The following is a 26027-nucleotide window of genomic DNA, read 5'->3' on the forward strand; positions in this document are numbered from 1 at the left end:
ATGATATTACTTAAATTCCTTGCTTTTTAACTCAATATCAAACTGGCTACAAGAGGGCTGACAAAAACATAAAGAATACCAGTGACACCGATTGCCAAGCCACCCATAGCTCCTGCTACAGACCCGTACTGAAAAGCCGTTCCCGTTCCAACTGCGTGGCCTGTTCCTCCAAGAGAAAGACCAACAGCTACTGGGTCGTCAATTTTCAACCACTTCAAAAGGGTTGGACCGATGACACTGGTTAAAATCCCAGTCGCCACTACAACCACCAAGGTCACGGTCGTCAGACCTTGCAATTTTTCTGTTATTCCCACTGCCATAGCAGTTGTTACTGACTTGGGAAAGAGAGAAATGGCTAGGAAAAAGTCCATGCCAAATATTTTCGCCACTATGGCGGTGAAGCTAGTATTGACAACTACTGCTAGCAGACTACCAAAGAGAATACTCCGAGCATGGTGCTTCATCAAGTGAAAACTCTTATAAAGCGGAATCCCTAGAGCCACTGTCGATGGGACAATCAAATTATTCAGATAAACCCCACCTTGGTAATAATCTTGATAAGAAATCCCCGTCGCCTTAAGGAAAATAATGATAAAAATAGCCGACAACAGCAAGGGTGTTGTCAATGGATGTGGAAAACGTCTGTAAATCAACATCCCCACTAGATAAGCTAGGATAGATAATGCAATCCCAAACAGAGGATTCGATACAAATTCACTCATTTCGTTTCTCCCTTCTCATAATCCCCCTCAAATCGTCTCTTGATAAACTGAACCACTAGAGCTATGAGGATAATGTTGATGACAGCCGCAAAAAAGACAATCAAGACGATAGGCAAAAGATAAGGAGCAATCACATCAAACTTTTCCATGATACCCACTGCTGGTGGCAAAAAGAGAATGGTCATATTGGCCAGCAAGAAATTCCCAACCATGTTGACATGCCTGGTCCTTAGCCACTTGAACTGTAGGGCTAGAAAGAGAATAATCAAACCGATAATACTGCCGGGGATGGGCAGATGAAAGAAACTGGAGATTCCCTCACCGATTAGAGAAATCACAAAGAGAATCATTAATTGAACATATAATTTCATCCTAAACTCCATGAAATAAACTTCTTGCATACCAGTTTACTCTTTTTTCAGAAAATTTCAAGGAAATATTGAAATTCTTCTTTCTTGCAAGGATTAGTTAAAAGTAGTATAATAATTGCATGCGCAATCATCTTGTGTTAGAGAGACAGTCAGTAATGACTTTGTGATTTTTACTTTGAAAAGAAAGGAGAGAGCAATGACCTACTTAGAAAAATGGTTTGACTACAACCGCCGTCAAAAGGAAATGGAAGCCTTGTTGGAAGAAACTATTGCCCAGCAGAGTGAACAAAGGCTGAACTTGAAAGAGTTTTACCTGCTCTACTATCTGAATCTAGCCCAAGAAAAATCTCTACGACAGATTGACCTGCCAGATAAACTCCATCTCAGCCCAAGCGCTGTTTCTCGAATGGTGGCTAGGTTAGAAGAGAAAAACTGTGGCTTGCTTAGTCGCCGATGTTGCGATCAGGATAGACGAGCTAGTTTTATCTGCCTGACTGACGAGGGACAAACAACCCTGGCTTATCTACAAAAGGCCGTCGAAGAAAGGTTGGAGACCAGTCTTGATTTCATTTCATAATCAGATTTTCAAAAAAGTTGCGTGCGCAATCATTTTTCTTGACATTCCTCTTTTCAAGGAGTACAATAAAGTCAAGATCGGACAACAAAGGAGTTTTATATGATCGAAATTACTTATCTAGATACCAGCAAGCAAGAGAGAACCATGACTTTCGAGTCTTACCAAGACTTTGAACGTTCTCAACATGCATGCCTCATCGGCGTCGCGGATTACTATACTGTCCAAAAATTAACCTATAATGGTCATGATTTGGACTACCATGGGACTTATGGAGATGTCTTCTTCTATCTCATGAAACAAGATTTAAGCCAATATAACTAAAAAAGGAGAAATACAATGGCAAAAGCAATTACAGATGCAACATTTGAACAAGAAACAAAAGACGGATTGGTCTTGGTAGACTTCTGGGCAACTTGGTGTGGTCCATGTCGTATGCAAGGTCCAATCTTGGATAAATTATCTGAAGAACTTTCAGAAGATGTTTTGAAAATCGTTAAAATGGACGTTGATGAAAATCCAAACACAGCTCGTGCTTTTGGAATCATGTCTATCCCAACTCTTCTCTTCAAAAAAGACGGCCAAGTGGTGAAACAAGTTGCAGGTGTTCATACTGCGGAACAAATCAAGGCCATCGTTTCTGAATTGAGCTAATCACACGAGAGACCAAGTACTTTATTTGGTCTCTTTTTTCTTGCCCTTTGCCATTTTTCAAAAAATATGCTAGACTGTAGGTAGAATATTACGATGTTTGGGACATGCCATCGCTAAAAAAAACCTCTACTTGGTATTTTTTAGCTCCCCTAAAGGGAGCTTTTTGCGTGCTCTGAACATTTCCCATTTTGGAAGGAGTACTATGAAACGTCAATCAGCCTTGGTCGTCTTTAGTGGCGGTCAAGATTCCACAACCTGCCTCTTTTGGGCTAAAGAACACTATGAAACAGTCGAAGCTGTCACCTTTGCCTACGGCCAACGTCATCATCTCGAAATTCAAGTTGCTAGAGAAATCGCTAAGGAACAAGGCATTCGTCATCACATCTTAGATATGTCTCTGCTGGGACAAATCACTGAAAATGCCTTGACCTCTGATATGGAAATCGAGCAAAAAGAGGGAGAGGTTCCCAATACCTTCGTTGACGGTCGCAACCACCTCTTTCTTTCCTTTGCGGCAGTTCTTGCCAAGCAACGAGGCATTAAAGACATCGTGACAGGTGTCTGCGAGACAGATTTTTCAGGCTACCCTGACTGCCGGGATGTCTTTGTCAAATCTCTCAATGTCACGCTCAACCTTGCCATGGATTACGACTTTGTTATCCAAACACCTCTCATGTGGTTAGACAAGGCTGAAACTTGGGAGTTAGCCGATCAACTCGGTGCCTTTGACTATGTTCGTGAAAAGACCTTGACCTGCTACAATGGGATTATCGGAAGTGGCTGTGGAGATTGTCCAGCCTGCCACCTACGTCAGCATGGACTAGATGTTTATCTCTCACAGAAAGGAGAGGGCTAATGTTTTTTGCACCTAAAGAAATCAAACAAGAAACTGGCGAGTCTCTGGTCTACAATCCTCACAGAACTTTGGTATCAAAAGAATTCACCTTTGATGCCGCCCACCACCTCTTTCACTATGAGGGAAAATGCAAATCCCTGCACGGCCACACTTATCATCTGCAGATTGCTGTTAGTGGATTTTTAGATGAACGTGGCATGACCTACGATTTCGGAGATATTAAAGCAATCTACAGGAACTACTTAGAACCCCACTTGGATCATCGCTATCTCAATGAAACCCTGCCTTATATGAACACGACTGCTGAAAACATGGTTTACTGGATTTTCCAAACCATGAGTCAAGAGTTGCCAGACGAACGCGGTCTCCGTATGGAATACGTTCGCCTCTATGAGACTCCGACTGCCTTTGCAGAGTTTAGACGGGAGTGGTTAGATGACTAGGGAACGTGTCCTCAAACTACCAGTTCTGGAAATTTTTGGGCCAACCTTTCAAGGCGAAGGCCGTGCTATCGGGCAGAAAACCATGTTTGTCCGCACTGCTGGTTGCGATTACCACTGCGACTGGTGCGACTCCGCCTTTACTTGGGATGGTTCTGAAAAACCAACTCGCATGACCGCTGATGAAGTCATTGCTGCCTTAGATAAATTAGGAAGCTACGACTACGTTACCCTGTCTGGGGGAAATCCTGCTATCCTAGCAGCCAACATGGCTCAACTCGTCACCAAGCTCAAGGAACGTGGTGTCACTCTGGCAGTTGAGACCCAAGGCTCCCGCTGGCAAAATTGGTTAAAAGATATCGATCAGGTCACTCTGAGTCCCAAGCCTCCTTCATCCAAGATGGAAGTCAACTTCGAGACCTTGGACTTTATCGTTTCCCAACTAGATCCAGACAAGGTCACCTTTAAAATCCCTGTCTTTGACGATGCCGATTTGGCCTTTGCTAAAGGGATTCAAGAACGTTACCATCCAGATGTCCTCTTCTTATCGGCTGGAAATCCTGAGCCCAAGGCTACAGGCAATATTGTCCAAGACCAACTAGACCGCCTCAAAGAACTCTGGGAACGTGTCGCTGCTGATGATAGCTGGGGCAATGTCCGCGTCCTTCCTCAACTTCATACCCTCCTCTACGACAACCAACGTGGTGTTTAAGATTAGAAAGCAGAAATCATGTCACAACAAGAAGAAATGAAAAACCTAAGCCTACTGGGCAACAAAGAAACCAACTACATTTTTGACTATCAACCAGAAGTTCTCGAATCCTTTTACAATCGTCATGTGGAAAATGACTATTTTATCAAATTCAACTGTCCTGAATTTACCTCTCTTTGCCCAATCACTGCTCAGCCAGATTTTGCGACCATTTATATTTCCTACATTCCTGACAAGCTCTGTGTCGAGTCAAAATCCCTCAAACTCTACCTCTTTAGCTATCGAAATCATGGGGATTTTCATGAAAACTGTATCAACACTATTGGGAAAGACTTGGTCAACTTGCTAGACCCTCGCTATTTAGAAGTCTGGGGAAAATTCACTCCGCGCGGTGGCATCTCAATCGACCCTTACTACAACTACGGTAGACCTGGAACCAAGTATGAAGGATTGGCAGACCAACGCCTCTTTCAACACGACCTTTATCCAGAGAAAATTGACAACCGTTAAACAGATACGAAAAAGCCCTGTTCCTCAAACTGAGGAGCAAGGCTTTTTGAGTTTCAATTATTCTTCTGTTCCAAGGAAATTTTTCGCAACAAGTGCTGCAAGAACGCCACCAACGATTGGGGCAAGGATGAAAATCCATACTTGTTTAAGGGCTGCACCACCTACCAAGACAGCTGGTGCCAAGCTACGAGCTGGGTTTACTGAAAGGCCAGTGATGTTCAAGCCAACAAGAATCATGGCCATCAAGGACAAACCAATCACCAAACCAGCGATTGCGCCATTGCCCTTACTTGCTGAAGTGACAGTCATGATAACTAGGACAAACAAGAAAGTTGCAATAACTTCAAACAAGAATCCACCAAAGACAGTAACACCGTTTGCCAAGGCATTTTCACCAAGACTAGCAGTTGACATGCCTGAGTTAGACAAGAGGAAGAATACTGCAGCTGACGCAAGGAAAGCTCCAACTACTTGTCCAAGGATATAGTTTACAAGCTCAGAAGATGACAAACGTTTGTTTACAAACATAGCGATTGAAACAGCTGGATTCAAGTGAGCACCTGAAACAGTTCCGATTGAGTAAGCTGCGACTACGATGGCCAAGCCAAAAGCAAAAGCAATTCCAAGGTGTCCAAGGCCATCAAGACCTTTTCCAAAAACAACGGCTCCTGTTCCGATGAACACAAGCATAAATGTACCGATTAATTCAGCAACAAATTTTTTCATGATAAGTCTCCTTTTTTTCAAACTATGTATTAGTCTATCAAAAGTAGGAAAGGGTTTCAAGAAAATTGACTGGAAATTTTTGTTGAGGCTTCATTTGAATCCTATTATACAATAGAGGCATTTATTTGAAACATTTTTTTCAAAGGTGTATACTATTAGTATAGCGTTGATAGGGGTTCAAGAATCGTTATCAAGGCTCATTTATAAACCTTTGCTGTCCTTTCATAGGACATTTGAACGGTATCGCTGATACCAAGGAGGAATCATATGTCTAAAGTTGCTATTGTCACAGGTGCAGGTCAAGGGATTGGTTTTGCAATTGCAAAACGTTTGGTCCAAGATGGCTTTAAAGTAGGAGTCTTAGACTACAATCCAGAAACGGCTGAAAAAGCTGTTGCCGAATTATCAGCTGAAAATGCTTTTGCTGTCGTAGCAGATGTCTCAAAACAAGCAGAAGTTGCCCAAGCATTTCAAAAGGTTGTTGACCATTTTGGTGACTTGAATGTTGTCGTAAATAACGCTGGTGTCGCCCCAACTACTCCTCTTGATACGATTACAGAAGAACAATTTACACGTACATTTGGTATTAACGTCGGTGGGGTGATTTGGGGTTCGCAAGCTGCTCAAGCTCAATTTAAAACACTTGGTCACGGTGGTAAAATTATCAATGCAACCTCCCAAGCAGGTGTTGTCGGAAATCCTAACCTAACAGTTTATGGTGGTACAAAATTTGCTGTTCGTGGAATTACACAAACATTGGCACGAGATTTGGCAGACTCAGGCATTACTGTCAATGCCTACGCACCAGGTATCGTAAAAACCCCAATGATGTACGATATTGCTCACCAAGTTGGGAAAAATGCTGGAAAAGATGACGAATGGGGAATGCAGACATTCGCAAAAGATATTACCTTGAAACGTCTATCTGAACCAGAAGATGTGGCTGCAGCTGTCAGCTTCCTTGCTGGACCAGATTCAAACTACATCACAGGTCAAACCATTATCGTTGATGGTGGTATGCAATTCCATTAAGATACATAAAAAGAGGTTGGGATAAATATCCAACCTCTTTTACTATCTGCACCATTTCGATTTCAACACTTTTTCAAAACGATTAACTAATCTATTAGAAGAACTTCCCATACAGTAACCCTATAAAATTTAATAGTGAAAAGATTGAATGATTTTTTTCAAGTCATCTTGTAAAAGATTATGACAGTCTAGTTGAAGGTAAATTTCCAGCAAACAAGATCTGAAATTGGAAAATTTATGGAAATCATTTGCTTCTTGCAAGGGAAATTCTACTGTTTGCAGCCAAGCAGTGAGTAGAAACGGCTCGATTCTCCCTCGTAAGATTGGTTCATAAAGTACTCTCGCTAACCGCCAATCTTCATCATTTGTAAAACGAATCTCAACACGTTTAAAGATTTTCCCAATGATTTCAAATGCTTCGGCTATATCTGACTTTGGAAAGCTAGGATGGCATATAACTTCCTTCAAGAGATCAACCCCATGCGCAAATGCGTGGATCCACCCAAACTGATGAGAGTAGCCCGTCGTCTCTTTTTCCTTTGTAAGATAGTGTAAGCCTTGATTTAGCATGGTAACCCTGATAGGAGAAGACAATTGCTGGTAATAAAGTGATCCCTTAGTACCATCGCAGGACAGTAGATTGGCATAAATAAGCGCCCTAAAAGAACGTTTAAGAGCCGAAACTCCTCTACTATCAATCTCTTTGTATAGACCTTCATCAGAGGAGACCTCTTCTGAGATAAACTGAAACTGCTCAAGGGTAAACAACTCTTCTTGAAGCCCCCCTGGCTAAACTCGTAAAAACAAGTTCGTCTCGAATTTCTGGAGAGGCATCCCCTAAATGCTCAAGCAACCACTGAATTTCTTCTCGGCTATAGCCTGGCTTTACTTCTGTCACTTTTCTTTGTAATTTTCGACGCATCTCAAGTACCTCTACATTTCTAGCAACTTGATATAATCTAGACCCCATTTCTCGACAGCATCTAAAACAATTCTGAATTCCTGCCCCATTTCGGTTAAGCTGTACTCAACTCGTGGGGGAACTTCGGCATAGACCTTTCGTTGAACAATCTTATCCTTTTCTAATTGACGGAGATGACGGGTCAAAATAGTTTGAGTAATCCCAGGCAATAATCTCTGCAATTCTTTAAATCGTTTGGTACCCGTACTCAACTGATAAATGATTACCAGTGCCCATTTCCCCGTTAAAACCCTCTGCGTTGTCGCAAATGGACAAATACCATACTCACTCACTTTATTTGGCATAAAATATCTTCTTTCTATTTTTTTTAAAAAATTTATCTTTTAGTATCAATAATAGTACTACTTTTGATACCAGCTATCGAAAAAGTGTCTACTTGTTTTTTAGATTGTAACTGTTACAATTATATCATAAAAAAGAAATGGAGAATAGATATGTCAACAAACTTAGAAATTTTCAATGCTTATAACCAAGCTTTAATTGCTGGTGACTTTCCTGGTGTCTTTGAAACGATGGCAGACGATATTATCTGGCATCAACCTGGTACTCATAGTATATCTGGTACAGTTGTTGGTAAGGACAAGCTAGGAACTCACCTGGCTACATTTGCTGAGAAAACTAATGGAACCTTTAAGGTGGTAACAAATTGGGTTTCTGACAATAAGGATTTAATCGCAGCTAATGTTACTTTTCTTGGAACACGTGCTGATGGTACTGAACTAAATATGAACGGGATTGACCTCTTCCGTATTGAAGACGGAAAAATCAAAGAAGTTTGGCTCTTCTCTTCAGATCAAGCAGAAGAAGATAGCTTTTGGGGATAACTTAAGAGGCCTGAACAAAAAATTTTGATTTTAGAATTCTTTATTATAAATTTTTAAAATCGATAGATTAGAAAAAAAGCGAACAAGACAGTATTCTGAGTGTCAGATAACTCGTTTTGTTCGCTTTTTATATTTAAGGTTAGACTTTTGTCCCAGACTCTTTTAATTTACTCTCCCAACTCAGCACTGTATGCGATAATCTGGTCAACTGTGTCAGACAAGAATTGGATGGTATCACGAAGTGGTTTGTCTGTTGAGATATCCGCTCCGATAATCATGGCTGACTCAAGCGGTGTCTTACTACCACCTGATTTAAGGAGATTAAGCCAATCTTCAGCTCCAGTTTCTGAATGTTTCAGATGAAGATAACCTGCAGTCGAGATGACAAGACCAGCAGAGTAAGTGTAACTATACAAGCCCATGTAGTAGTGAGCTTGGCGCATCCAAGTCAGTGCCGCATCGTCATCAATTTCAATAGCATCTCCCCAGAAATCTGTCAAAACTTCCTTCATAATGCTGTTGAGTTTGCTTGCTCCAAAGGTTTCCCCTTCTTCAATCAATGTATAAACCTTACGCTGGAAGGTTGCCTCCAAGAGGTGGGTGATGAAATTATGGAAGTAGGTATCTGTCAAGCGGTGGGCAAGAGCGAAGCGTTTTTGACGTGGGTCGTCAGATTGGTGTTCCAAGTAATCACTTAACAGCAATTCATTGAAGGTTGACGGCGCTTCGACATAGTAAGTCGACATGTGGGCATTGAAGTAGCTTTGGTGATTATCTGAAAAGATAAATTGACCAGAATGCCCAATTTCATGAATCAAGGTATAGACATCGCTCAAACGACCAGTCCAGCTCATGAGGACATAAGGATGCACGCGATATGGATCCGCCGCATACCCACCAGAATCCTTGCCACTATTAGCAGCAAAGTCCACCCAGCGTTCTTCTTGATAGCGCGCAACTTCCTGACAATATTCTTGCCCCAAAGGTTCTACTGACTTCATGACCAAATCATAGGCATCGTCAATAGTCACTTCAGGATTGCGGGCACTGTCCAAGTCCAATTTCCAGTCAGCAAAAGTCATCTTTTCAAGACCATTGACCTCGGCAACATGCTTGAGGTATCTCTGAGCAACTGGCGCAAAATCCTTCATGATGAGGTCAATTTGACGGTCAAACATGGCACGATCTACTTCTTGCTCAGCTAGGAGATAATCAAAGACTGAGTCATACCCCTTCATATCTGCCAACAATTTTTCAGACTTGACCTGAGCTAAGTAGGCTGCCGCAGCTGTATTCTGGTGCTTACGAAGGCCTTCTGAGAAGGAACGGAGAGATTTTTCACGCACCTCTGCATCCTCATGATTTTGGTAGAAATTCTCATAAGTTACAAAGCTGTTTTTGTAGGTTTTTCCATGGGCTTCAAAGTCAGCCATTTCAAAATCCCCAGCTCGCATCTTAGTATAAATGTCCTGTGGGCTGTAGAAAACTTCACCCAGATTGGTCAAGGCCTTCTCCACATCCGCCCCTAGGTAGTGGGCTTTTTTGATTTTGGCCTGACGAATGGCTGCCGTTAAGTGTGGCAGCTCACCCAAACGGTCCAAGACTTCCTCGTCTGCTGCCACCAAGGCGTCGTCAAAGAAGGTCAAGGCTACGCTGGCATCTGTTTCAAATTCCATCCCAGCTTGGGCAATATTAGCAAAATCTTCATTGCTATAGTCTGTCGTCTGAGGCATAAAGGCATAATTGCCGATATGGCTCATCTGGATATAGATTTGTCCCAATTCCGCAAAAGCCTTCTCGAAATCTTCAAAAGTGTGAAGATTGCCCTTGTAGCCACGGCTAAATTGGTTGATGTCTTCGCGCGTTTTCTCAATTGCACGCAAGAAATCCTCACGGTCTTGGTATAGGGCTGTTAAGTCCCAAAGTTCCTTTTCTGGAAATTCTGAACGGTGTTTTTGTTCCATTTTCTTCCTCTTATTTTTCTAATTCTACTAAAACACTAAGGGCAGATAAGGCGTAAAGCGGCGCTGTTTCTGCTCGCAAAATACGAGGACCAAGTCCTGCCAAGACGGCTCCTTTAGTTTCAAAACTTTCGATTTCTGCTGGTGACAGACCGCCTTCTGGACCAAAGATAAAGAGCAATTTGGCTCCTTTTTTAAGACCAGTGATTGCTTGTAAGAGAGCAGCGGCTTCCCCTTCTTTTGCTGATTCTTCATAGGCCACTACGATAGAGTCAAACTGGTCCAGCTGGGCTAGAAAATCTGCTTTTTTCTCGAAAAGCTGGATACTTGGAACGATATTACGCTTGCTTTGTTCTGCCGCTCCAAGGGCGATTTTTTCTAGTTTTTCAACCTTTTTGCCTAGTTTCTTGCCATCCCACTTGGCGACCGACCAGTCTGCAGGGAAGGCCCAGATTTGACTGGCTCCTAGTTCGGTTACTTTTTGAGTGATGAACTCCAGCTTGTCTCCCTTGGGAAATCCAGATGCGATGGTCACTTGGATTGGCAGTTCCACATTGTCAGCCAATTCTTGAACCAACTCAAACTGACGAGCTTCTACATCCAGCACGCGTGCCAAGCGCTTGATGCCATCATCAAAGACTAAGGTCACCTCATCATCTTCTTTCAGCCGCATAACCTGAAACATATGCTTGCTGGTTTCCTTGTCCTCGATGGTGACAGGAGAGACTGCACTACCCTTGACAAAATACTGCTGCATGCTAGCCTCCAATCACACCTGAAATATCCTTAGTTTTCTTAAAGACACAGGCATTCCATTCTCCTTGAATCATGTGGGTTTCAAGGAAAAATCCAGCTGACTCAGCCGACTCGCGCACCATGTCCCACTTGTCCTTGATAATGCCACTCATGATGAGGTAGCCTTCATCCTTGACCAAGCGATAAGCATCATCCGTCAGATGAATGAGGATATCCGCCAAGATATTAGCCACGATGACATCTGCCTCAATCTCCACACCCTTGAGCAAATCTCCAGCAGCAACGTGGATGTTTTCCATGCCAGTGTTGAGCTCAATATTTTCCTGAGCCACACGAACTGCCACATCATCCAGGTCATAGGCGAAGATTTCCTTGGCACCAAGAAGCGAGCTAGCAATAGAAAGGACACCTGAACCAGTCCCCACATCTAGAACCGTTTCGCCACCACGAAGGACCTGCTCCAAAGCAAAGAGGCTCATCTTGGTCGTTGGATGGGTTCCTGTCCCAAAGGCCATACCAGGATCCAGCTTGATGATCTTTTCTCCAGCAGTCGCCTCGTAGTCCGTCCAGGACGGCACAATGGTCAAGTCATGGGTGATACGAGCTGGTTCATAGTATTTCTTCCAGTTGTCGGCCCAGTCTTCCTCAGCCAAGGCAGTCGTGCCCATCTTGACCTCACCCAGATTCATAAAATCCGTCAATTCTGCTAGACGCGCCTGCAAATCCGCTTCAACAACGGCTACATCAACCGTGTCCGGGTAGTAGGCCGTCACCACGATATCTTCCTGTTGCTCAACCTCTGGGAAAATTTCACCAAAACGATCCACATTCCCCACATAGTCCATGCTGTCTTCAATCGCAACACCCTGCGCTCCTAGCTCAATCAAGAGGTTGGAGACTAGCTCCTCGCCTTCACGCTTCACAGTAATTTTTAACTCTTGCCATGTTTCCATTTTGAATCTTCCTTATTTTTCTTAAATTCTTCAATCACATCTGTATAGTGTTCTTTCATTGCACTATGAATCTGCTGTTTAAAAATACCAAACGTAAGATAATAAACAAATAGAACAATTCCTTCAAACAGTATCAGAAACAAAAAATATTCTGAAAATGAAAGTGTTTGATTATTCTCACCTTGTAAAGACAGAACATACAGCAACCCCCAGATAAGGGCCATAGAAATCCCAGCTACTTTCGTACCACCTTCTCTCTGCTTCTTTAACTTTAAATATTCCAAATAGATGAATGTAGCTTCTTCTCTAGAATATTGTCCAGTTTTTAGTTTGCGTTTAACTTCCTTATTTAACGTCGTTGTTGCAATTGCAAAAATCATTTTACTTCCTCCATATAATCCCTCACTCTATCCTGCAACTGGGGTACAACCTTATCTGAGCCAAGAAATTCCTCAATGCTCATCAACTTGTAGCCCTGCCCTTCGTTACCAAAGACGATACTGTCAAACTGTTCCTGAGCCAACTTCCCAACTAGAAAGACGGATTCCTTCCCCTCAAAAAGCATACTTGGATACACCTTACTCCAAAGCAGGCAATCTTCAGTCAGATGAATTCCCAGTTCTTCATAAACTTCACGCGCCGCGCACTCAAAAGGACTTTCATCGCCTTCTCGCCCGCCACCTGGCAATTCCCATGTATTAGGGTATGGAATGTTTTCCTTATCATCACGCAAGATAGTTAAAATCCTATCCTCACAAAACAGGGCAATTTTGCAACCTGTAAAATCAGAAATTTCTATTTCCATATCAGACTCCTTCGGATAATTCTTTCTCCAACTCTGCTAACCAGTTTTCATAATAACGTTTCTCATCCCGCACCAAACGGCTAGTCACCATGTTTTTTCTAGCAATTTTTATAGCCTTGTCAGTCTGATCCCTATCTTTCTTTACCAGAAATTGATACCATGCTTGCATTATCTGCGTATCTGCCATTTTTAGAGATAAGAAGGACTTGACTCCTCGATTGCTTGCATATTCCTCTGCTTTCTCATGATCCCTTTCAAGCAAGGCAATTTGAAGAAGGTATAATTGGGAAAGAGTTTGAGACATCGGATTGTCTGTTTTATCTAATAAAAACTGAAAATGTTTTTTGGCAGTCTCTATCTGACCATCGAATATGAAAACTAGTCCCTGGAAAATCTGAATGCTTTCTGCAAAACTCCCTCTTGCATCCTCATCAACAGGCACGATAAAGTCTTTCAAATCATATTCTTGAGGAGCTAGCAAGGTCTGGGCAGAATGCCTCAACACCGAGTAGGCGTATTTCGTATTTTCAGGTTGCTGTAGCAATTCCCAAATTTTCGCTCCATCGGTAATCCCAACTGGCTTTGCATTGATGAGAAGAAAAGATAGATTTAGACAAACCCAAGTAGCCGCAAAATACCAGTTAGCTGTCAAAATTCCATACCATAGCGCCAATAAAATCAAGCCAAGATGAACCATCAAGCCTCCTGCAAGCATCAGGATGATTCTTTGGTCGCTTTCATCTTCTTTCAATCCAATATACTGAGCACCAACATTTTTCAGAACGGCTGTTCGACTCAGATGAAACTTTCCTGACTTTTTGGTCAAAAGAAAGTTTCCTAATCCAAAAGCCACCAGTCGATAGCCTGTCAGGTAACCGCAAAATGCATGACCTAGCTCATGAAGGATAAATATCAGATAAATGCTGAAAAAAGTAAATAGATAGCCTGGAACAAAGACTAACGAGAAACCTAGCTCTTTAAAGGCAATCGTCCCAAAAACAAATCCCAGCATCAAAAAAACAAAGGACAGACCAGAAATAAAAGACAAGCCTATTTTCTTCATATACTTTCTCCCCTAGTCTCTAGTATCTCGGATAAGGATAAAATTCTCCCTCTTCCAAGCCGACTTTCCCCTCTTCAAAGACTTCTTGGTTCCATTCCATGACGAACTCTTCTGCTTCTGGGTCTTCCAAAAAGTCCATGAGCGCATCCAGCCCAACCTCTGCAGTGTCTTTGAGGAATAGCGCAAAATAAGCTAAAAACTCACGAGAAAATCCTTTTTTAGGCAGGTAAGGGATGACAGTCAAATAATCTTCCTCATTGACTGTTGACTTGGCAGGATTGTAGAAAAGGACTGCTTCCTCAAAGAGGATATCATCTGACGAAACCTCTCCGTCCTCGTCCACCATCTCCACACCTGCAGCGTTTTGCGCTTCCAATAGAAAACTCACTTCAACCGAGTGGTTACGCTTGTCCCAACTAATCTCAAAGTCAAAGGGAAAGTTCTTGTCCAACTCTTCCTCTAAAACATCTAAAAATCCGTATGTTGCCATTTTGTCCTCTTTCTATGCGACTCTTTAATCGCCCCGATTGCTCGGAAATATGCTAAAATAGATACTACCATCTTACCACATATACATCAGAAAATCCATGTTAGAAAGGACTGCTATGCCAGACAATCTCGCGCTTCGCATGCGCCCCAAAACCATCGACCAGGTCATCGGTCAGGAGCATCTAATCGGACCTGGAAAAATCATCCGTCGCATGGTGGAAGCCAATCGCCTATCCTCCATGATTCTCTACGGACCTCCGGGAATCGGCAAGACCAGTATTGCCTCGGCCATCGCTGGAACGACCAAGTATGCCTTTCGGACCTTTAATGCGACAGTGGATAGTAAAAAGCGACTACAAGAAATTGCGGAAGAGGCTAAATTCTCTGGTGGTCTCGTCCTATTGCTAGACGAGATTCATAGACTAGATAAAACCAAGCAAGACTTTCTCCTTCCTCTCTTGGAAAGTGGTCTGGTCATCATGATTGGCGCTACGACTGAAAATCCCTTCTTTTCTGTCACTCCTGCCATTCGTAGCCGTGTTCAGATTTTTGAGTTGGAACCTCTGTCCAATCAAGACGTCAAAGAGGCACTTCAGATAGCTCTAAGTAACCCTGAGCGTGGTTTTGATTTCCCAGTAGAACTAGATGAGGATGCGCTGGATTTTATCGCAACCTCTACAAACGGAGACCTTCGTTCTGCCTTTAACTCGCTGGATTTGGCTGTTCTCTCTACCCCTGAAAATGACAAGGGCATCCGCCATATCACCCTTGATATCATGGAAAATAGCCTACAGCGGAGCTACATTACCATGGATAAGGATGGGGATGGTCACTACGACGTCCTCTCAGCCCTGCAAAAGTCCATTCGTGGCTCGGATGTCGATGCCAGTCTCCACTATGCTGCCCGCTTGATTGAGGCTGGTGATTTGCCAAGTCTCGCTCGTCGTTTGACTGTTATCGCTTATGAAGATATCGGTTTGGCCAATCCTGAAGCTCAGATTCACACCGTGACTGCTCTGGATGCTGCACAAAGGATTGGTTTCCCAGAAGCCCGCATTCTCATTGCCAATGTCGTGATTGATTTGGCCCTTTCTCCAAAATCCAACTCAGCCTATGTAGCTATGGATAAGGCGCTTGCCGACCTCAAAACATCAGGGCACTTGCCTATTCCGCGACACCTGCGTGATGGGCACTACAGTGGAAGCAAGGAACTGGGGAATGCCCAAGACTATCTCTATCCACACAACTATCCTGGAAATTGGGTCAAGCAAGACTATCTACCAGAAAAAATCCGCAATCATCACTATTTCCAAGCAGAAGATACTGGTAAATATGAACGGGCTTTGGCTCAAAGAAAGGAAGCTATCGACCGTTTGCGAAAAATCTGAAATCCTTTTCAAAAAATTGCACTTTCCTCTTGATTTTTTTTGAAAAAGTGGTATTATATAAACATAGAAACGCTGTGGTGTACGACTTCACACTTAAGTGTTGACCGACTATTTTTTGTATTATTAGGGAAACAAAAGTCTTCTAACAGCATGTAGGCCGTCTCACACGGAAACAGCTTCAGTTAGAGCGAGTTGCCCACCTGCTTAATTGCGCGGGTTCAATACAAACCGTGAAGTTTCGGCACCAATACAGCTTTTTTCTTTGCCTCCTTAGCTCAGCTGGCAGAGCAGCGGACTCTTAATCCGTGGGTCACAGGTTCGATCCCTGTAGGGGGCATCTAAATACAACAGGAAAAAGCCTTGTAAATCAAGGCTTTTTTTGCTTGTCTATAACTGATTTACCCCATCATTTGTCCCACATTTTAAATCTATCTTTTCTTTTTGAATCAAATTACATCTTTACAAATAGTGTAAAGCCAGTTACTTTTGCTTTGATTCCATACAATATTTTCATGTAGAGAAGACAAATTTTATCTTCTCTTTTTATTTTCAAAATAATAAAAACTGATTTTCTTTTCATAAATCAGACTGAAACTTCCAAATTTTCCATTTTGTTTATTGACATTTCCTCTAAAAAGGTGTATAATATTTTTATTATCAAACTATACTATACTATATAGGGGGGTATTGAAATGAAATTTTCTAATCGTTTACTGCTATTCCTTGCAGGAGTTGTTTTTGTCCTTTTAGGACTTTTCCTATTTACAAACCCAGTAGCTAATCTTGTTGCTTACAGCTGGTGGATTGCATTTGGTTTACTGGTTTCTTCTATAGCAGCTATTTTAGGCTATTTCTCTGTACCAAAAGAGCTTCGCTCACCAGCTCATCTTTTCCAAGGGATTGTTAATCTTCTCTTAGCTCTTTACCTCGTTGCCTATGGCTTTGTGACGCTGCCAGTTGTCATTCCAACTATTTTAGGAATTTGGTTAATTGTAGAAGCCATTATAGCTTTCTTTAAAGGCAATCGTCTGGGATTGATTTTCCCTATTATTGGCAACCATATCATGTGGATAGCGTTGCTTGCATTTTTACTAGGTCTAGTGATTTTGTTCAATCCAGTAGCTACAAGTGTCTTTGTCGTTTATGTCGTTGCCTTTGCATTTTTAATTGTTGGTTTCACCTATATCCTTGATGCCTTTCGTAAATAATCTAGCTGCCATTTTGGGCATATTAAAATAGCTGGGAAGTTACATTCTCAGCTTTTTCTGTTGCCTCCTTAGCTCAGTTGGTAGAGCAGTAGACTCTTAAGCTATGGGGCGCAGGTTCGAGCCCTGCAGGGGGCACATCTAAATCAACAGAAATAAGCCTTGAAACCAAGGCTTTTTTTAACGTCTAATAGCTTTTTGTAGAAAAGTATTTGAAAATAAAAGAGAAGAGAATCTCTCACTCTCTTCTCAGTATATCTTATTAAATTTAGTTTTTCTTAATCTACCTGATTTTCCTTTGCAACGACAAATTCTTTAACCAGTCGATAGATAACAGCAAATACGGGGGTAAAGAATATCATTCCAAGTAGTCCGAAAAGATTGCCTCCAATACTAGCAGCCGCAAGCGTGAAAATAGCTGGCAAACCAATAGACTGACCTACAACTCTAGGATAAATAAGGTTTCCTTCAATCAGCTGTATAACTTGATATAGAAGAAGAGAAAGTAAGGCTTGAGTAGGACTCACTGTGAAGATAAAAATCGCTCCCACAACACAAGCAATCATAGGCCCTACATAAGGAATGAACGATAGCACTCCTGCAAAGATACCTGTCATTACTCCATAGGGTATCCCAAACAGGCTGTAGCCAACCGCTATCATAACTCCTATGATAACTGCTTCAATCAGCTGACTCATCAAAAATTGGTCATAAGTCTCTAGTGCTACTTGTCCAATGTAAGTCAACTTTATCACCACCTTCTCTGGAAGAAAAACTTTTAGAAGTCGACTCGTCATCGCTGCCAAATGTTCCTTACTGGATAAAAATAAAAAGGTGAAGACTATAATCAAAAAGGCATTCATCAAACTTGAAAAAATATTGCCGATATTACTAGTCAGACCTGATAAGAAGGTTATCAAAGCTTGACTAATAGAGCTAGACTGTCCCTGAATTCCTGATACGAGAGTTGACAACATGTCTTTGGTTACAAATTCCGAGCTGCCTAGCAATTTCCCAAGTTGAGTAAGGACTGTTGAAAGGACTGTTCCCAGCTGACTAATAGTCTGGGCTAGGGTTGGCAGCACCAAAACCAAAAGAGCAATCACGATTAAGATAAGAGCTAGGAAAACAAGTACCATGGCAATCGGACGACGCAACTCTGCCTTTACCTTCAATTTAACTAAGTACTGTTCAATTTTTTTCATAGGAACATTAAGCACAAAAGCAATAACAGCACCATAAATCAAGGTTGATATTACATCAAAGAGAGAGATTGCTCCTGATATAAAGCTCGATGCATTCAGAATTACAAGAGCAACCAGCCCTATAAAAAGGATTAACGGAGTATATTTTTTAACTAAGTTCATAAATTCTCCTTAATAAACATGTTTAGATACGACTATACTATTTGGTTTTTCAAACTCTCGATCAAGGTAGGCTTGGTAAGTTCCTGGAGCGATAAATCCTTTGGGTGAGAGGATATCGGTGCCAGCCTGACCGACTATGGTATCAGCCAAGAGCACACAGTTTGTAGATAAGACAAAGTAGGATTTAAACTTAGATTTGATAAATTTATAAAGTTCCCCATCTGTCTCATGTCTGATTTTATAAGCGTAGGTGTAGTCTTCCTTACCATCACCTGTCATGATTTTATCTGCACTTGGCTCCCATGGAATCGTCAGTTGTTTCAATTCAGCCAACTTTTTCTGAACTGCTTTTTCCATTTCAGGCGTCAAATCTATCCCATAACCAAAAAGCGTTTTTTGACTCTCACGTTTACATAGGTCAATGTACTTGTCACGATCACAGAAATATAAGACACCATCTCCTACCATGCCAAATAAGGTCTCAGAAGACGGATCATAGTTGCCATAAGAAATAACACGGCCCTGATAGCAGATATCCACATGACCAATAGCTGAAAACAGGGAGGTCTCAGCTGTATGAACAAAAATTTCTAGCTCTGCTGTCTTACCAGACTTCACTATTCCAAGATGGATATCTTCTTCCTCATCAGCATTTTCCAGCATAAATTTGTTAATTTTTGCTAAAGTTCTTGCAGGGATGAGAGCGGCTAGGACAATAGGTAAGCTCATTCTGACACGACGTTTGAGATGGTTTTTCCCAATTTCCTTTTCAAATAAGAAACCGTCACGGATATTGGACAGACCATAAAGGAAAAAATAAGCCCCTAAAACAAAGAGTTGAAAGACAGAATTTCCTGTAGAGGACAAAAGACTAGTCCCACCAAGAAAAACTAGTACGAGTCCATCTAGTAAGAGACGAAAACGAGGTCGAATATTATTTTTACGGTAGAGAACATAGGTGACAAGATTAATCGTGGCCCTAAAAATCTGATAAACTCCAATCACAAGAGCCAGAACATAAATCGGTATATCAGTCGCAAGATTAGAACCTAGCAAATATCCCAGCACTAACAATTTAACCAGTGCAACTCCCAAGGTATCCGTTGACTGGCTTTTTTTGAAAACTCTTAATAGCAAATCTACGACCGTTGCTATCCAAGCTAAAAACAGAACCAGGCGAATAACTGTTACTGGCAACCAAGTCCCCGTGACCATCAAGATGAGACCTAGCAGAACAAACAAGAACCCCTGAGCAAGTAATTTCTTACCTGTCAGACCTAAAGATAGAATTTTCGCCATATAAAAACCTTTCAACAATAAAAATTAAACACTCCGATTAAACTGACTAGTAAATAGCCAACACTACAAACAGCCTGTGCCAGCAACATATGGTGACTAGAAATGACTGTAGTAATGTCACCATCTTGTCTTATGCACTTCTAAAATTTGTTATATTGATTAGAAACCAGAGCTTATAAAAACTAGCTAAACTCGAGAGATAGACACAATTGCGACGAAAAAATGTATAACCAATTCAACTTGTTAAGGTAAGAAAGCATTATTTCCAATCTATTAATTATTCATCTATTACCTATTATGACACAATATTCCCTATAGTTCAACTTTTTACTTGTTTTTATATTACACGGACTAAAAAGTTTTCAACAGTTGATTGCATTTGTTTTAATAAGTTTTAACCTTTCTTGGTTAGATAAAAAAAGAACCATACAGTTTAGAATCTGTATGGTTTTTGCCCCACTTTTGTCCCATTTTTAAATCATGACATTGAAAATACCTAAAATCACTTATATTTCAATATTTTTAATTGCTCTCAATATGAAAGTCCTTTCCAAATCCCTGTAGGGGGCATCTAAATACAACAGGAAAAAGCCTTGATTTACTAGGCTTTTTTGTGTATCTGTTCTACTTTTGGTCAACTAATGGATATCAACGGTATAATTTTATGAACACCCTTCCCAGACAGCTCTAATCTGATTGCACTCAAAATTTTTTAAAATTTAAAACAAAAGACTTGCTTTTCTTTTAATTTATGTTATGCTTGTTCTTGTATCTGATACAAGTTTATTAAGAGAGGGATTCATATGGATACAAAATTCTCAGTTGCTTTGCATATCTTAACAATGATTAGTGAAAGCAAGGAAACCTTAAGTTCTCAAGCACTAGCTATTAGTGTTGGGACTAACGCTAGTTACATTCGAAAAGTGATTGCCTTATTGAAAAATGCAGATTTGATTCATTCCCAGCAAGGAAAAACAGGTTATCAACTCAGTAAGTCTCCAAAGAAAATGACTTTACTAGAGATCTACTATGCTACTCAAGAAATCAATCACATTAGTTTATTCCCTGTTCATCAAAATAGCAATCCTGATTGCCCTGTTGGAAAACATATCCAAGGAGCAGTTTCACCGCTTTTCGCTAGTGCCGAATCTCAATTAGAGAAGGAATTAGCAAATCAAACTTTAGAAGATGTCATTGACAATCTATATAAACAAGCCAAACAAGTCCGAAACTGATTTGATAGCAAGTCAGTTTTTACTGGAGACAACATGAACTTGTATCAAATACAAGTCTATTGAATTATATTAAAAAAGAAAAGAGAAATCACATGAAAGTCGCTCAACACACTACTTATAATAAAAACAATATCACACTGAACATCATAGAAATCGCTAAACCAAGTATGACAGACAAAGAAGTTTTGGTTAAAGTATCTGCAGCTGGTGTTAATCCGCTAGATAACATGATCTCTCGTGGCGAGGTCAAGATGATTGTCCCTTACAAACTTCCTCAAACTGCAGGTAATGAATTCGTTGGAATCGTTGAAAGAATTGGCAAGCAAGTTGACAAATTTCAGGTAGGAGACCGTGTCTTTGGTCGTTTACCGCTTGACCATATTGGTGCCTTTGCAGAATACCTAGCTGTTGATAGCCAAGCTTTAGCCAAGGTTCCAGACTATCTCTCAGACGAGGAAGCCGCTGCTGTTCCTCTTACTGCCTTAACCATTATGCAAGCCTTGGAACTCATGGGCGCTCAAGCTGGGAAAACGATCTTTATCTCTGGTGGTACTGGAGGAGTTGGTGGGATGGCCATTCCGATCGCCAAGGTCAAATGTTTGAAAGTCATCACTAATGGTGCTGGAGATAGTGCTGAGCGAGTTTTAAAGCTAGGAGCAGACCGATTTATCGATTACAAAACAGAGGATTATACAAAAACTGTTAGCCAGGTTGATTATGTTCTCGATACTCTTGGTGGGGCTGAAACTGAAAAACAAATGTCTATTATGAAAAAAGGTGGTCACCTTGTGTCCCTTCGTGCCATGCCAAACGGTGCTTTTGCCAAACGCATGAATCTACCAAAATGGAAACAGATTATTCTTAGCTTAGCCGGTCGCAAATTTGATAAGATGGCGAAAAAATACGGTGTCCAATACCATTTTATCTTTGTAGAAAGCAACGGCGCTCAATTACAAGAAGTAGCTGACCTCTTTAGTAAATTAAAAATCAAACCCTCTATCGATACAGTTTATCCATTTGAAGAAGTAAATAGTGCATTAGACAAAGTCGCTAATGGTCGCTCGCGTGGAAAAACAGTCCTCAGCTTTAAGAAATAAAAATGGAAAACACAATGTCATATCTTACAACTAAAAATCAATACATCACTGTCCAAGAAAACCAAATCGCCTATCGCGAACTCAGCAAAAGCAAATCAAAACTACCTCTTCTGATGCTGGTCCATTTGGCAGCAACTCTCGATAACTGGGATCCAAGACTATTAAACTTGATTGCTGAAAAACACCATGTCATTGTAGTCAATCTTCCTGGTGTTGGAGCCAGTCAAGGCCAAGTGGCGCCAACCATTCCTGGAATGGCTGAGCAGACAATTGACTTTGTAAAAGCGCTTGGTTACGATAAAATCAATCTCCTCGGCCTTTCTATGGGAGGAATGATTGCCCAAGAAATCATCCGAATAAATCCTACTCTAGTCAATCGTTTAATCTTGGCTGGAACAGGTCCTCGAGGTGGAAAAGAGGTCGATAAGGTAACAGGGAAAACCTTTAACTATATGTTTAAAGCGGGACTCGAGCGCATCGATCCTAAACGCTATATCTTCTATAATCATGATGAACAAGGGAAAATCGAAGCTTTGAAAGTCCTAGGACGAATGGGTATGAGAACAAAGGAATTTGCGGATAAAGACATGAACGTATCAGGTTTCCTAACTCAACTCAAAGCTATTAAACGTTGGGGGAAAGATCCTCAAGACGACCTAACATTTATCACTCAACCAACCTTAATCGTTAACGGGGACAAGGATATGCAGGTTCCAACGGAAAATTCCTATGACATGCATGAGAAAATCGAAAATAGTAAGCTGATTATCTATCCAAATGCAGGGCACGGTTCGATCTTCCAATATGCAGAGGAGTTTTCAAAAGAACTCATTGCTTTCTTGGAGGACTAATATGGTCAAAACCATTCTAATAACAGGTGCTACTGACGGTATCGGTAAACATTTGGCAAAGAAACTGGCCAGCCAAGGTCATCATGTCATTCTTCATGGTCGAAACCCTCAAAAACTTGAGCTGGCTCTTCAAGAGGTTCGAGCAGTTTCCTTGAGAGGCAGAGTTTCTAGCTACCTTGCGGATTTTTCAAAATTAGACGATGTTTATCGATTTGTGGAAGAAATCAAGCGAGACTTTCAAAGTATCGATGTCTTGTTTAATAATGCAGGACTTTATGGAGGAAAAGAACGAAAAGTGAGTACTGAAAATGTCGAATTGACTTTTATGTTATCCGTTCTCATTCCCTATATGTTAACAATTGAGCTAAGCCCCTTGTTAGAAAAAGCGCCTGACGGTCGTATCATTAATACCTCCTCCTATATGCATCATTTTGCCAAGGTCAAGGATTTAGACTTTGGATTTGAGAACAATTATAATCTCGGATTGGCCTATAATAATTCTAAACTTTACACTATTTGGATGACACGCTATCTAGCCAGAGAGTTCTTCTTAAGAGGTTCAAACATCACCATCAATTCTTACCATCCAGGTTTGATTTCAACCAATTTGGGGAACGATTCCAGTGATGAAAAGACGAAAAAGTCCCTCTTTGGACGTTTTATGAAGTCTCTTTCAAAAGATCTAGACGAGGGAATCGAAACAGGCTACTATCTCACATTATCAGAAGAAGTCACTGGTTTGACAGGCTACTATTTTGATGATAAAACTGTCAAAACAGTTTCTGAAAAAGGTTATACTTTTGAAAGATCTCAGGATTTAATCGCTTATTGCAATGATAAGATTGAGATGTTTCAAAATAAGTCCACAATATCTTAACTTTATTATGACTCGACTATCAAGAAAAAGATGATATCAAAACTTATCTATTTTCTATATCCTAAATAATTTGCCCCACTTTTGCCACGTTTTGAAATAATCACATTCAAAATTATTCCAAGTATCTTCCAAAAATCGTTTATATTTCAACATTTTTGGTTAGTTTCAAGATGAAGATTTCTTAAAAATGCTTGCAGGGCATTTAAATACAACAGGAAAAGCCTTGGAGTCAAGGCTTTTTTGTTATTCTTAGTTACTCGTCTAATCGAATAAACATCATTGCGTTAAGCAAAGAGATGAGAGCGACTGTATTGACATTATTGGAATAGATCAGTCTCTTATTTTCAATAGGCGGAATAATAAAATTAGAAATAATGATGTCGTAAGGTGATTCTTTTAGCGACTCAAGGGATAACTCTAATTCACTCCAAACTTCCAGTTCAAAATTGTTACTGCAATAGTAAGCAAGTGTCTCAGCTACTGATTTTGCATGGTACTGATCAAAATTACTCATGACCAAAACCTTTAATTTAGGTTGATTTTGTAAAAGATTTAGCACCAAGTGTTTGCTGTGAGTGATAAAAGTATAAGACAAATGATTGACCTTCATTGAATTACAATCCATATCCAAAGCCTCAAGATAATGTTCAATCCCTTCCTTCACCTCTGAAACAAAGCGAGGGAAAATATTTTGAAAGTTCTTGATTGTATTACCTTTTTGATCAAATAAGATAAACTCTGTCGATAATTCCTGACGATGCAGATGTGCTGTATTATGCAGATGCCAAATAAGATTGTCCTTATTGTCTACTTTAATATTATACTCTCTTGATACCTGATCAACTAACTCTCCCAACAAATGATATGATTTCTTTACATAACTGTCCGTCATTGTAGACTTCAGAAATACTTTTTCGTCTATGAAAAACATTTTTTGAAAATAAGATACAAACAATTGCCCTATTACTTCTTTCGTTAAAGAGATATTGTATTCTATTTCAAATTTTTTGATAATATCTTCCATTTCATCTTCTTGCATTAGAAATTCCAACAATTGATTGTTAAAAGAATCTTTCTCAACTTCCATGAAATGACCAAACTTAATGCGGTATAAATTTGTTACGAGGAGTAACTTTAACATTCGTTGAGTGGCGAAATTGACAGGAAATGCAGTTTCTTTATAGACCAGTGCCAACAGCTTACACAAGGGTTCTACTGAAAAATCTTCAAAGGGCCATTCAAGGAAATAATATTTCTCTGAAAAATACTGGGCAAAAAAGTAACGGATATCGATCTCATTTCCAGTGATTCGAACTGGATTGAGGCTAATTTCAAAACGATATTGTTTCTTAATAATCTTATTAATGTGACGGATGATACGGTAAAGAGAGGAAGAACTGATATAAAACTCTTTGCAGAAACTATCAGTATCACATCCTTCATTAAAGAAGATAAATTCTAAAATTGAAAAGTGGGTTGAATGCTTAAAAAAATGATGATAGACCATCTCAATATCACTATCATCGGTATTAATGATACGGATGCCGTTTGTTGAGGAATGAAATATCAAGTCAGGAAAAGAAGATCTGACTTGAGACAAGTCATCTTTTACAGAACGTTCTGTACAGTGCAATAATTCTGCTAGTTCTGAAATATGAAACCAGCGTTTGTTTTCAAATAGTAATTCTAATAATTCTAATTGTCTGTGACTTTTTTTCGATAATAAATCTCTCATGAATAGCTTTTCTTTCTTTGTAATAAACTAAAGGATTGTCTTTCAATCTTCATGCAATTATACCACATAGAGTGTATTTATCCTCTTACAACGACTTTAGCTTGCTATGAAAAGACTCGCTTCATCACCTAGAAACTCAGTAGCATCAAGCTTTTCTTATTTATCTGTATCTAAAGTACATGTTTACAGTACGGTTTTTAAGACGAACTATTATCTTTCCAAGTTGAGATAGTATATAATTAGTTCAATCAAAGAAATTGACTCTTTGATTTAGAAATAGAAAAGGAGGATACACTATGTTGTGGTCCATTATTGTAGGAGGTCTTATTGGTCTCGCCGCAGGTGCAATCACTAAAAAAGGTGGTTCAATGGGAATAATTGCAAATATCTTTGCAGGGCTTATCGGTTCGTCTGTAGGGCAATCACTTCTAGGAAGCTGGGGACCTTCATTGGCTGGAATGGCTATTATTCCATCAATCGTTGGTGCTGTGATTGTTGTTGCAGTCGTTTCATTTCTATTTGGTAAAAAATAAGCATTACCTA

General features: G+C 40.4%; 30 protein-coding genes, 2 tRNA genes and 1 pseudogene. 18 read left to right on the plus strand and 15 right to left on the minus strand.

The window, feature by feature from the left end:
• Positions 1–26: 26 nt before the first annotated feature.
• Positions 27–722, minus strand: coding sequence for an LrgB family protein (locus MK396_RS07555; RefSeq protein WP_061588663.1), 696 nt, complete (start codon positions 720–722; stop codon positions 27–29).
• Entirely contained in the window at positions 719–1093 is a 375-nt protein-coding gene (locus MK396_RS07560) for a CidA/LrgA family protein (protein ID WP_000781326.1), read from the minus strand. Before MK396_RS07560 ends, MK396_RS07555 begins: the two co-directional genes overlap by 4 nt.
• Before the next feature lie 196 nt (positions 1094–1289).
• Between MK396_RS07560 and MK396_RS07565 the strand changes: the two genes are divergently transcribed.
• The 7 genes from MK396_RS07565 (at position 1290) to queF (ending at position 4839) form a co-directional block, all read left to right on the plus strand.
• Positions 1290–1670, plus strand: coding sequence for a MarR family winged helix-turn-helix transcriptional regulator (locus tag MK396_RS07565; RefSeq protein WP_000221643.1), 381 nt, complete (start codon positions 1290–1292; stop codon positions 1668–1670).
• Positions 1671–1769: 99 nt separating this feature from the next.
• A complete protein-coding gene (locus MK396_RS07570) occupies positions 1770–1991 on the plus strand; it encodes a DUF4649 family protein (protein WP_268724187.1) in 222 nt (73 codons plus the stop codon).
• A gap of 15 nt (positions 1992–2006) precedes the next feature.
• Positions 2007–2321, plus strand: coding sequence for a thioredoxin (gene trxA / locus MK396_RS07575; RefSeq protein WP_153223607.1), 315 nt, complete (start codon positions 2007–2009; stop codon positions 2319–2321).
• Positions 2322–2523: 202 nt separating this feature from the next.
• Positions 2524–3177 (plus strand): 7-cyano-7-deazaguanine synthase QueC, encoded by a 654-nt coding sequence (gene queC / locus MK396_RS07580; protein ID WP_000828773.1) that lies wholly within the window; start codon positions 2524–2526, stop codon positions 3175–3177.
• Positions 3177–3620, plus strand: a complete 444-nt coding sequence (gene queD, locus MK396_RS07585) for a 6-carboxytetrahydropterin synthase QueD (RefSeq protein ID WP_254736536.1) — start codon at positions 3177–3179, stop codon at positions 3618–3620. Before queC ends, queD begins: the two co-directional genes overlap by 1 nt.
• Positions 3613–4329, plus strand: a complete 717-nt coding sequence (gene queE / locus MK396_RS07590) for a 7-carboxy-7-deazaguanine synthase QueE (RefSeq protein WP_268724188.1) — start codon at positions 3613–3615, stop codon at positions 4327–4329. The genes queD and queE overlap by 8 nt, the downstream gene beginning before the upstream one ends.
• An 18-nt stretch (positions 4330–4347) precedes the next feature.
• Positions 4348–4839, plus strand: coding sequence for a preQ(1) synthase (gene queF, locus MK396_RS07595; RefSeq protein WP_213988195.1), 492 nt, complete (start codon positions 4348–4350; stop codon positions 4837–4839).
• A gap of 57 nt (positions 4840–4896) precedes the next feature.
• On the opposite strand, the gene MK396_RS07600 is transcribed toward queF, so the two are convergent.
• Entirely contained in the window at positions 4897–5565 is a 669-nt protein-coding gene (locus MK396_RS07600) for an MIP/aquaporin family protein (protein ID WP_213988196.1), read from the minus strand.
• A gap of 267 nt (positions 5566–5832) precedes the next feature.
• On the opposite strand from MK396_RS07600, the gene MK396_RS07605 reads away from it, so the two are divergent.
• Positions 5833–6597 (plus strand): (S)-acetoin forming diacetyl reductase, encoded by a 765-nt coding sequence (locus MK396_RS07605; RefSeq protein ID WP_268700533.1) that lies wholly within the window; start codon positions 5833–5835, stop codon positions 6595–6597.
• Between the two features lie 129 nt (positions 6598–6726).
• Here MK396_RS07605 and MK396_RS07610 read toward each other — a convergent pair.
• A pseudogene (locus tag MK396_RS07610) lies at positions 6727–7519 on the minus strand (DUF2785 domain-containing protein).
• A gap of 11 nt (positions 7520–7530) precedes the next feature.
• Complete coding sequence (locus MK396_RS07615; RefSeq protein ID WP_213988198.1) at positions 7531–7863, minus strand: winged helix-turn-helix transcriptional regulator; 333 nt, start codon at positions 7861–7863, stop codon at positions 7531–7533.
• A 150-nt stretch (positions 7864–8013) separates the two neighbouring features.
• Here MK396_RS07615 and MK396_RS07620 point away from each other — a divergent pair, with 150 nt between their 5' ends.
• Positions 8014–8403 (plus strand): nuclear transport factor 2 family protein, encoded by a 390-nt coding sequence (locus tag MK396_RS07620; protein WP_005591134.1) that lies wholly within the window; start codon positions 8014–8016, stop codon positions 8401–8403.
• Positions 8404–8570: 167 nt separating this feature from the next.
• Here the strand turns inward: MK396_RS07620 and pepF are convergent, their stop codons facing one another.
• The 7 genes from pepF to MK396_RS07655 are packed head-to-tail and all read right to left on the minus strand — an operon-like array spanning position 8571 to position 14431.
• On the minus strand, positions 8571–10367 hold the full coding sequence (gene pepF / locus MK396_RS07625) for an oligoendopeptidase F (RefSeq protein ID WP_268724189.1): 1797 nt from the start codon (positions 10365–10367) through the stop codon (positions 8571–8573).
• A gap of 10 nt (positions 10368–10377) precedes the next feature.
• Positions 10378–11121 carry a 16S rRNA (uracil(1498)-N(3))-methyltransferase gene (locus tag MK396_RS07630; protein WP_268724190.1) on the minus strand — a complete coding sequence of 248 codons (744 nt, stop codon included), beginning with the start codon at positions 11119–11121 and terminating at the stop codon, positions 10378–10380.
• 1 nt (position 11122) lies between these two features.
• A complete protein-coding gene (prmA, locus tag MK396_RS07635; RefSeq protein ID WP_268724191.1) occupies positions 11123–12073 on the minus strand; it encodes a 50S ribosomal protein L11 methyltransferase in 951 nt (316 codons plus the stop codon).
• Positions 12052–12453 carry a hypothetical protein gene (locus MK396_RS07640; RefSeq protein WP_096422641.1) on the minus strand — a complete coding sequence of 134 codons (402 nt, stop codon included), beginning with the start codon at positions 12451–12453 and terminating at the stop codon, positions 12052–12054. Before MK396_RS07640 ends, prmA begins: the two co-directional genes overlap by 22 nt.
• The gene (locus MK396_RS07645; RefSeq protein WP_038804954.1) at positions 12450–12878 is read right to left on the minus strand and encodes an NUDIX hydrolase; all 429 of its coding nucleotides are present in this window, start codon (positions 12876–12878) and stop codon (positions 12450–12452) included. The genes MK396_RS07640 and MK396_RS07645 overlap by 4 nt, the downstream gene beginning before the upstream one ends.
• A 1-nt stretch (position 12879) precedes the next feature.
• On the minus strand, positions 12880–13941 hold the full coding sequence (locus MK396_RS07650; protein ID WP_268724192.1) for a site-2 protease family protein: 1062 nt from the start codon (positions 13939–13941) through the stop codon (positions 12880–12882).
• 19 nt (positions 13942–13960) lie between these two features.
• The gene (locus MK396_RS07655; protein WP_268724193.1) at positions 13961–14431 is read right to left on the minus strand and encodes a DUF3013 family protein; all 471 of its coding nucleotides are present in this window, start codon (positions 14429–14431) and stop codon (positions 13961–13963) included.
• A 115-nt stretch (positions 14432–14546) separates the two neighbouring features.
• Between MK396_RS07655 and MK396_RS07660 the strand changes: the two genes are divergently transcribed.
• From MK396_RS07660 to MK396_RS07675, 4 genes are all read left to right on the plus strand, one after another.
• Positions 14547–15818, plus strand: coding sequence for a replication-associated recombination protein A (locus MK396_RS07660; RefSeq protein ID WP_084942947.1), 1272 nt, complete (start codon positions 14547–14549; stop codon positions 15816–15818).
• Positions 15819–16082: 264 nt separating this feature from the next.
• Positions 16083–16155: transfer RNA gene (locus tag MK396_RS07665), tRNA-Lys, on the plus strand.
• Between the two features lie 355 nt (positions 16156–16510).
• Positions 16511–17026 (plus strand): DUF308 domain-containing protein, encoded by a 516-nt coding sequence (locus MK396_RS07670; RefSeq protein WP_000672739.1) that lies wholly within the window; start codon positions 16511–16513, stop codon positions 17024–17026.
• Positions 17027–17088: 62 nt separating this feature from the next.
• Positions 17089–17161, plus strand: a tRNA-Lys gene (locus MK396_RS07675).
• A 140-nt stretch (positions 17162–17301) separates the two neighbouring features.
• Here the strand turns inward: MK396_RS07675 and MK396_RS07680 are convergent.
• Complete coding sequence (locus tag MK396_RS07680; protein WP_049479768.1) at positions 17302–18390, minus strand: AI-2E family transporter; 1089 nt, start codon at positions 18388–18390, stop codon at positions 17302–17304.
• Between the two features lie 9 nt (positions 18391–18399).
• On the minus strand, positions 18400–19689 hold the full coding sequence (locus tag MK396_RS07685) for a DUF308 domain-containing protein (RefSeq protein WP_268724194.1): 1290 nt from the start codon (positions 19687–19689) through the stop codon (positions 18400–18402).
• Between the two features lie 803 nt (positions 19690–20492).
• On the opposite strand from MK396_RS07685, the gene MK396_RS07690 reads away from it, so the two are divergent.
• From MK396_RS07690 to MK396_RS07705, 4 genes are all read left to right on the plus strand, one after another.
• Entirely contained in the window at positions 20493–20924 is a 432-nt protein-coding gene (locus MK396_RS07690; protein ID WP_000379854.1) for an Rrf2 family transcriptional regulator, read from the plus strand.
• A gap of 92 nt (positions 20925–21016) precedes the next feature.
• Positions 21017–22021 carry an NADP-dependent oxidoreductase gene (locus MK396_RS07695; RefSeq protein ID WP_268724195.1) on the plus strand — a complete coding sequence of 335 codons (1005 nt, stop codon included), beginning with the start codon at positions 21017–21019 and terminating at the stop codon, positions 22019–22021.
• A 14-nt stretch (positions 22022–22035) separates the two neighbouring features.
• Positions 22036–22872 (plus strand): alpha/beta fold hydrolase, encoded by an 837-nt coding sequence (locus tag MK396_RS07700; protein ID WP_042768777.1) that lies wholly within the window; start codon positions 22036–22038, stop codon positions 22870–22872.
• 1 nt (position 22873) lies between these two features.
• Entirely contained in the window at positions 22874–23749 is an 876-nt protein-coding gene (locus MK396_RS07705) for an SDR family NAD(P)-dependent oxidoreductase (RefSeq protein WP_268724196.1), read from the plus strand.
• 253 nt (positions 23750–24002) lie between these two features.
• Here MK396_RS07705 and MK396_RS07710 read toward each other — a convergent pair whose 3' ends face one another.
• Entirely contained in the window at positions 24003–25484 is a 1482-nt protein-coding gene (locus MK396_RS07710; RefSeq protein WP_268724197.1) for a M protein trans-acting positive regulator PRD domain-containing protein, read from the minus strand.
• A gap of 296 nt (positions 25485–25780) precedes the next feature.
• Between MK396_RS07710 and MK396_RS07715 the strand changes: the two genes are divergently transcribed.
• Positions 25781–26017: a GlsB/YeaQ/YmgE family stress response membrane protein gene (locus MK396_RS07715; protein ID WP_042768735.1), complete on the plus strand. Its 237-nt coding sequence runs from the start codon at positions 25781–25783 to the stop codon at positions 26015–26017.
• Positions 26018–26027 lie beyond the last annotated feature (10 nt).

Origin of the sequence: Streptococcus oralis, assembly GCF_026782235.1 — a bacterium.
Taxonomy (GTDB): domain Bacteria; phylum Bacillota; class Bacilli; order Lactobacillales; family Streptococcaceae; genus Streptococcus; species Streptococcus oralis_CC.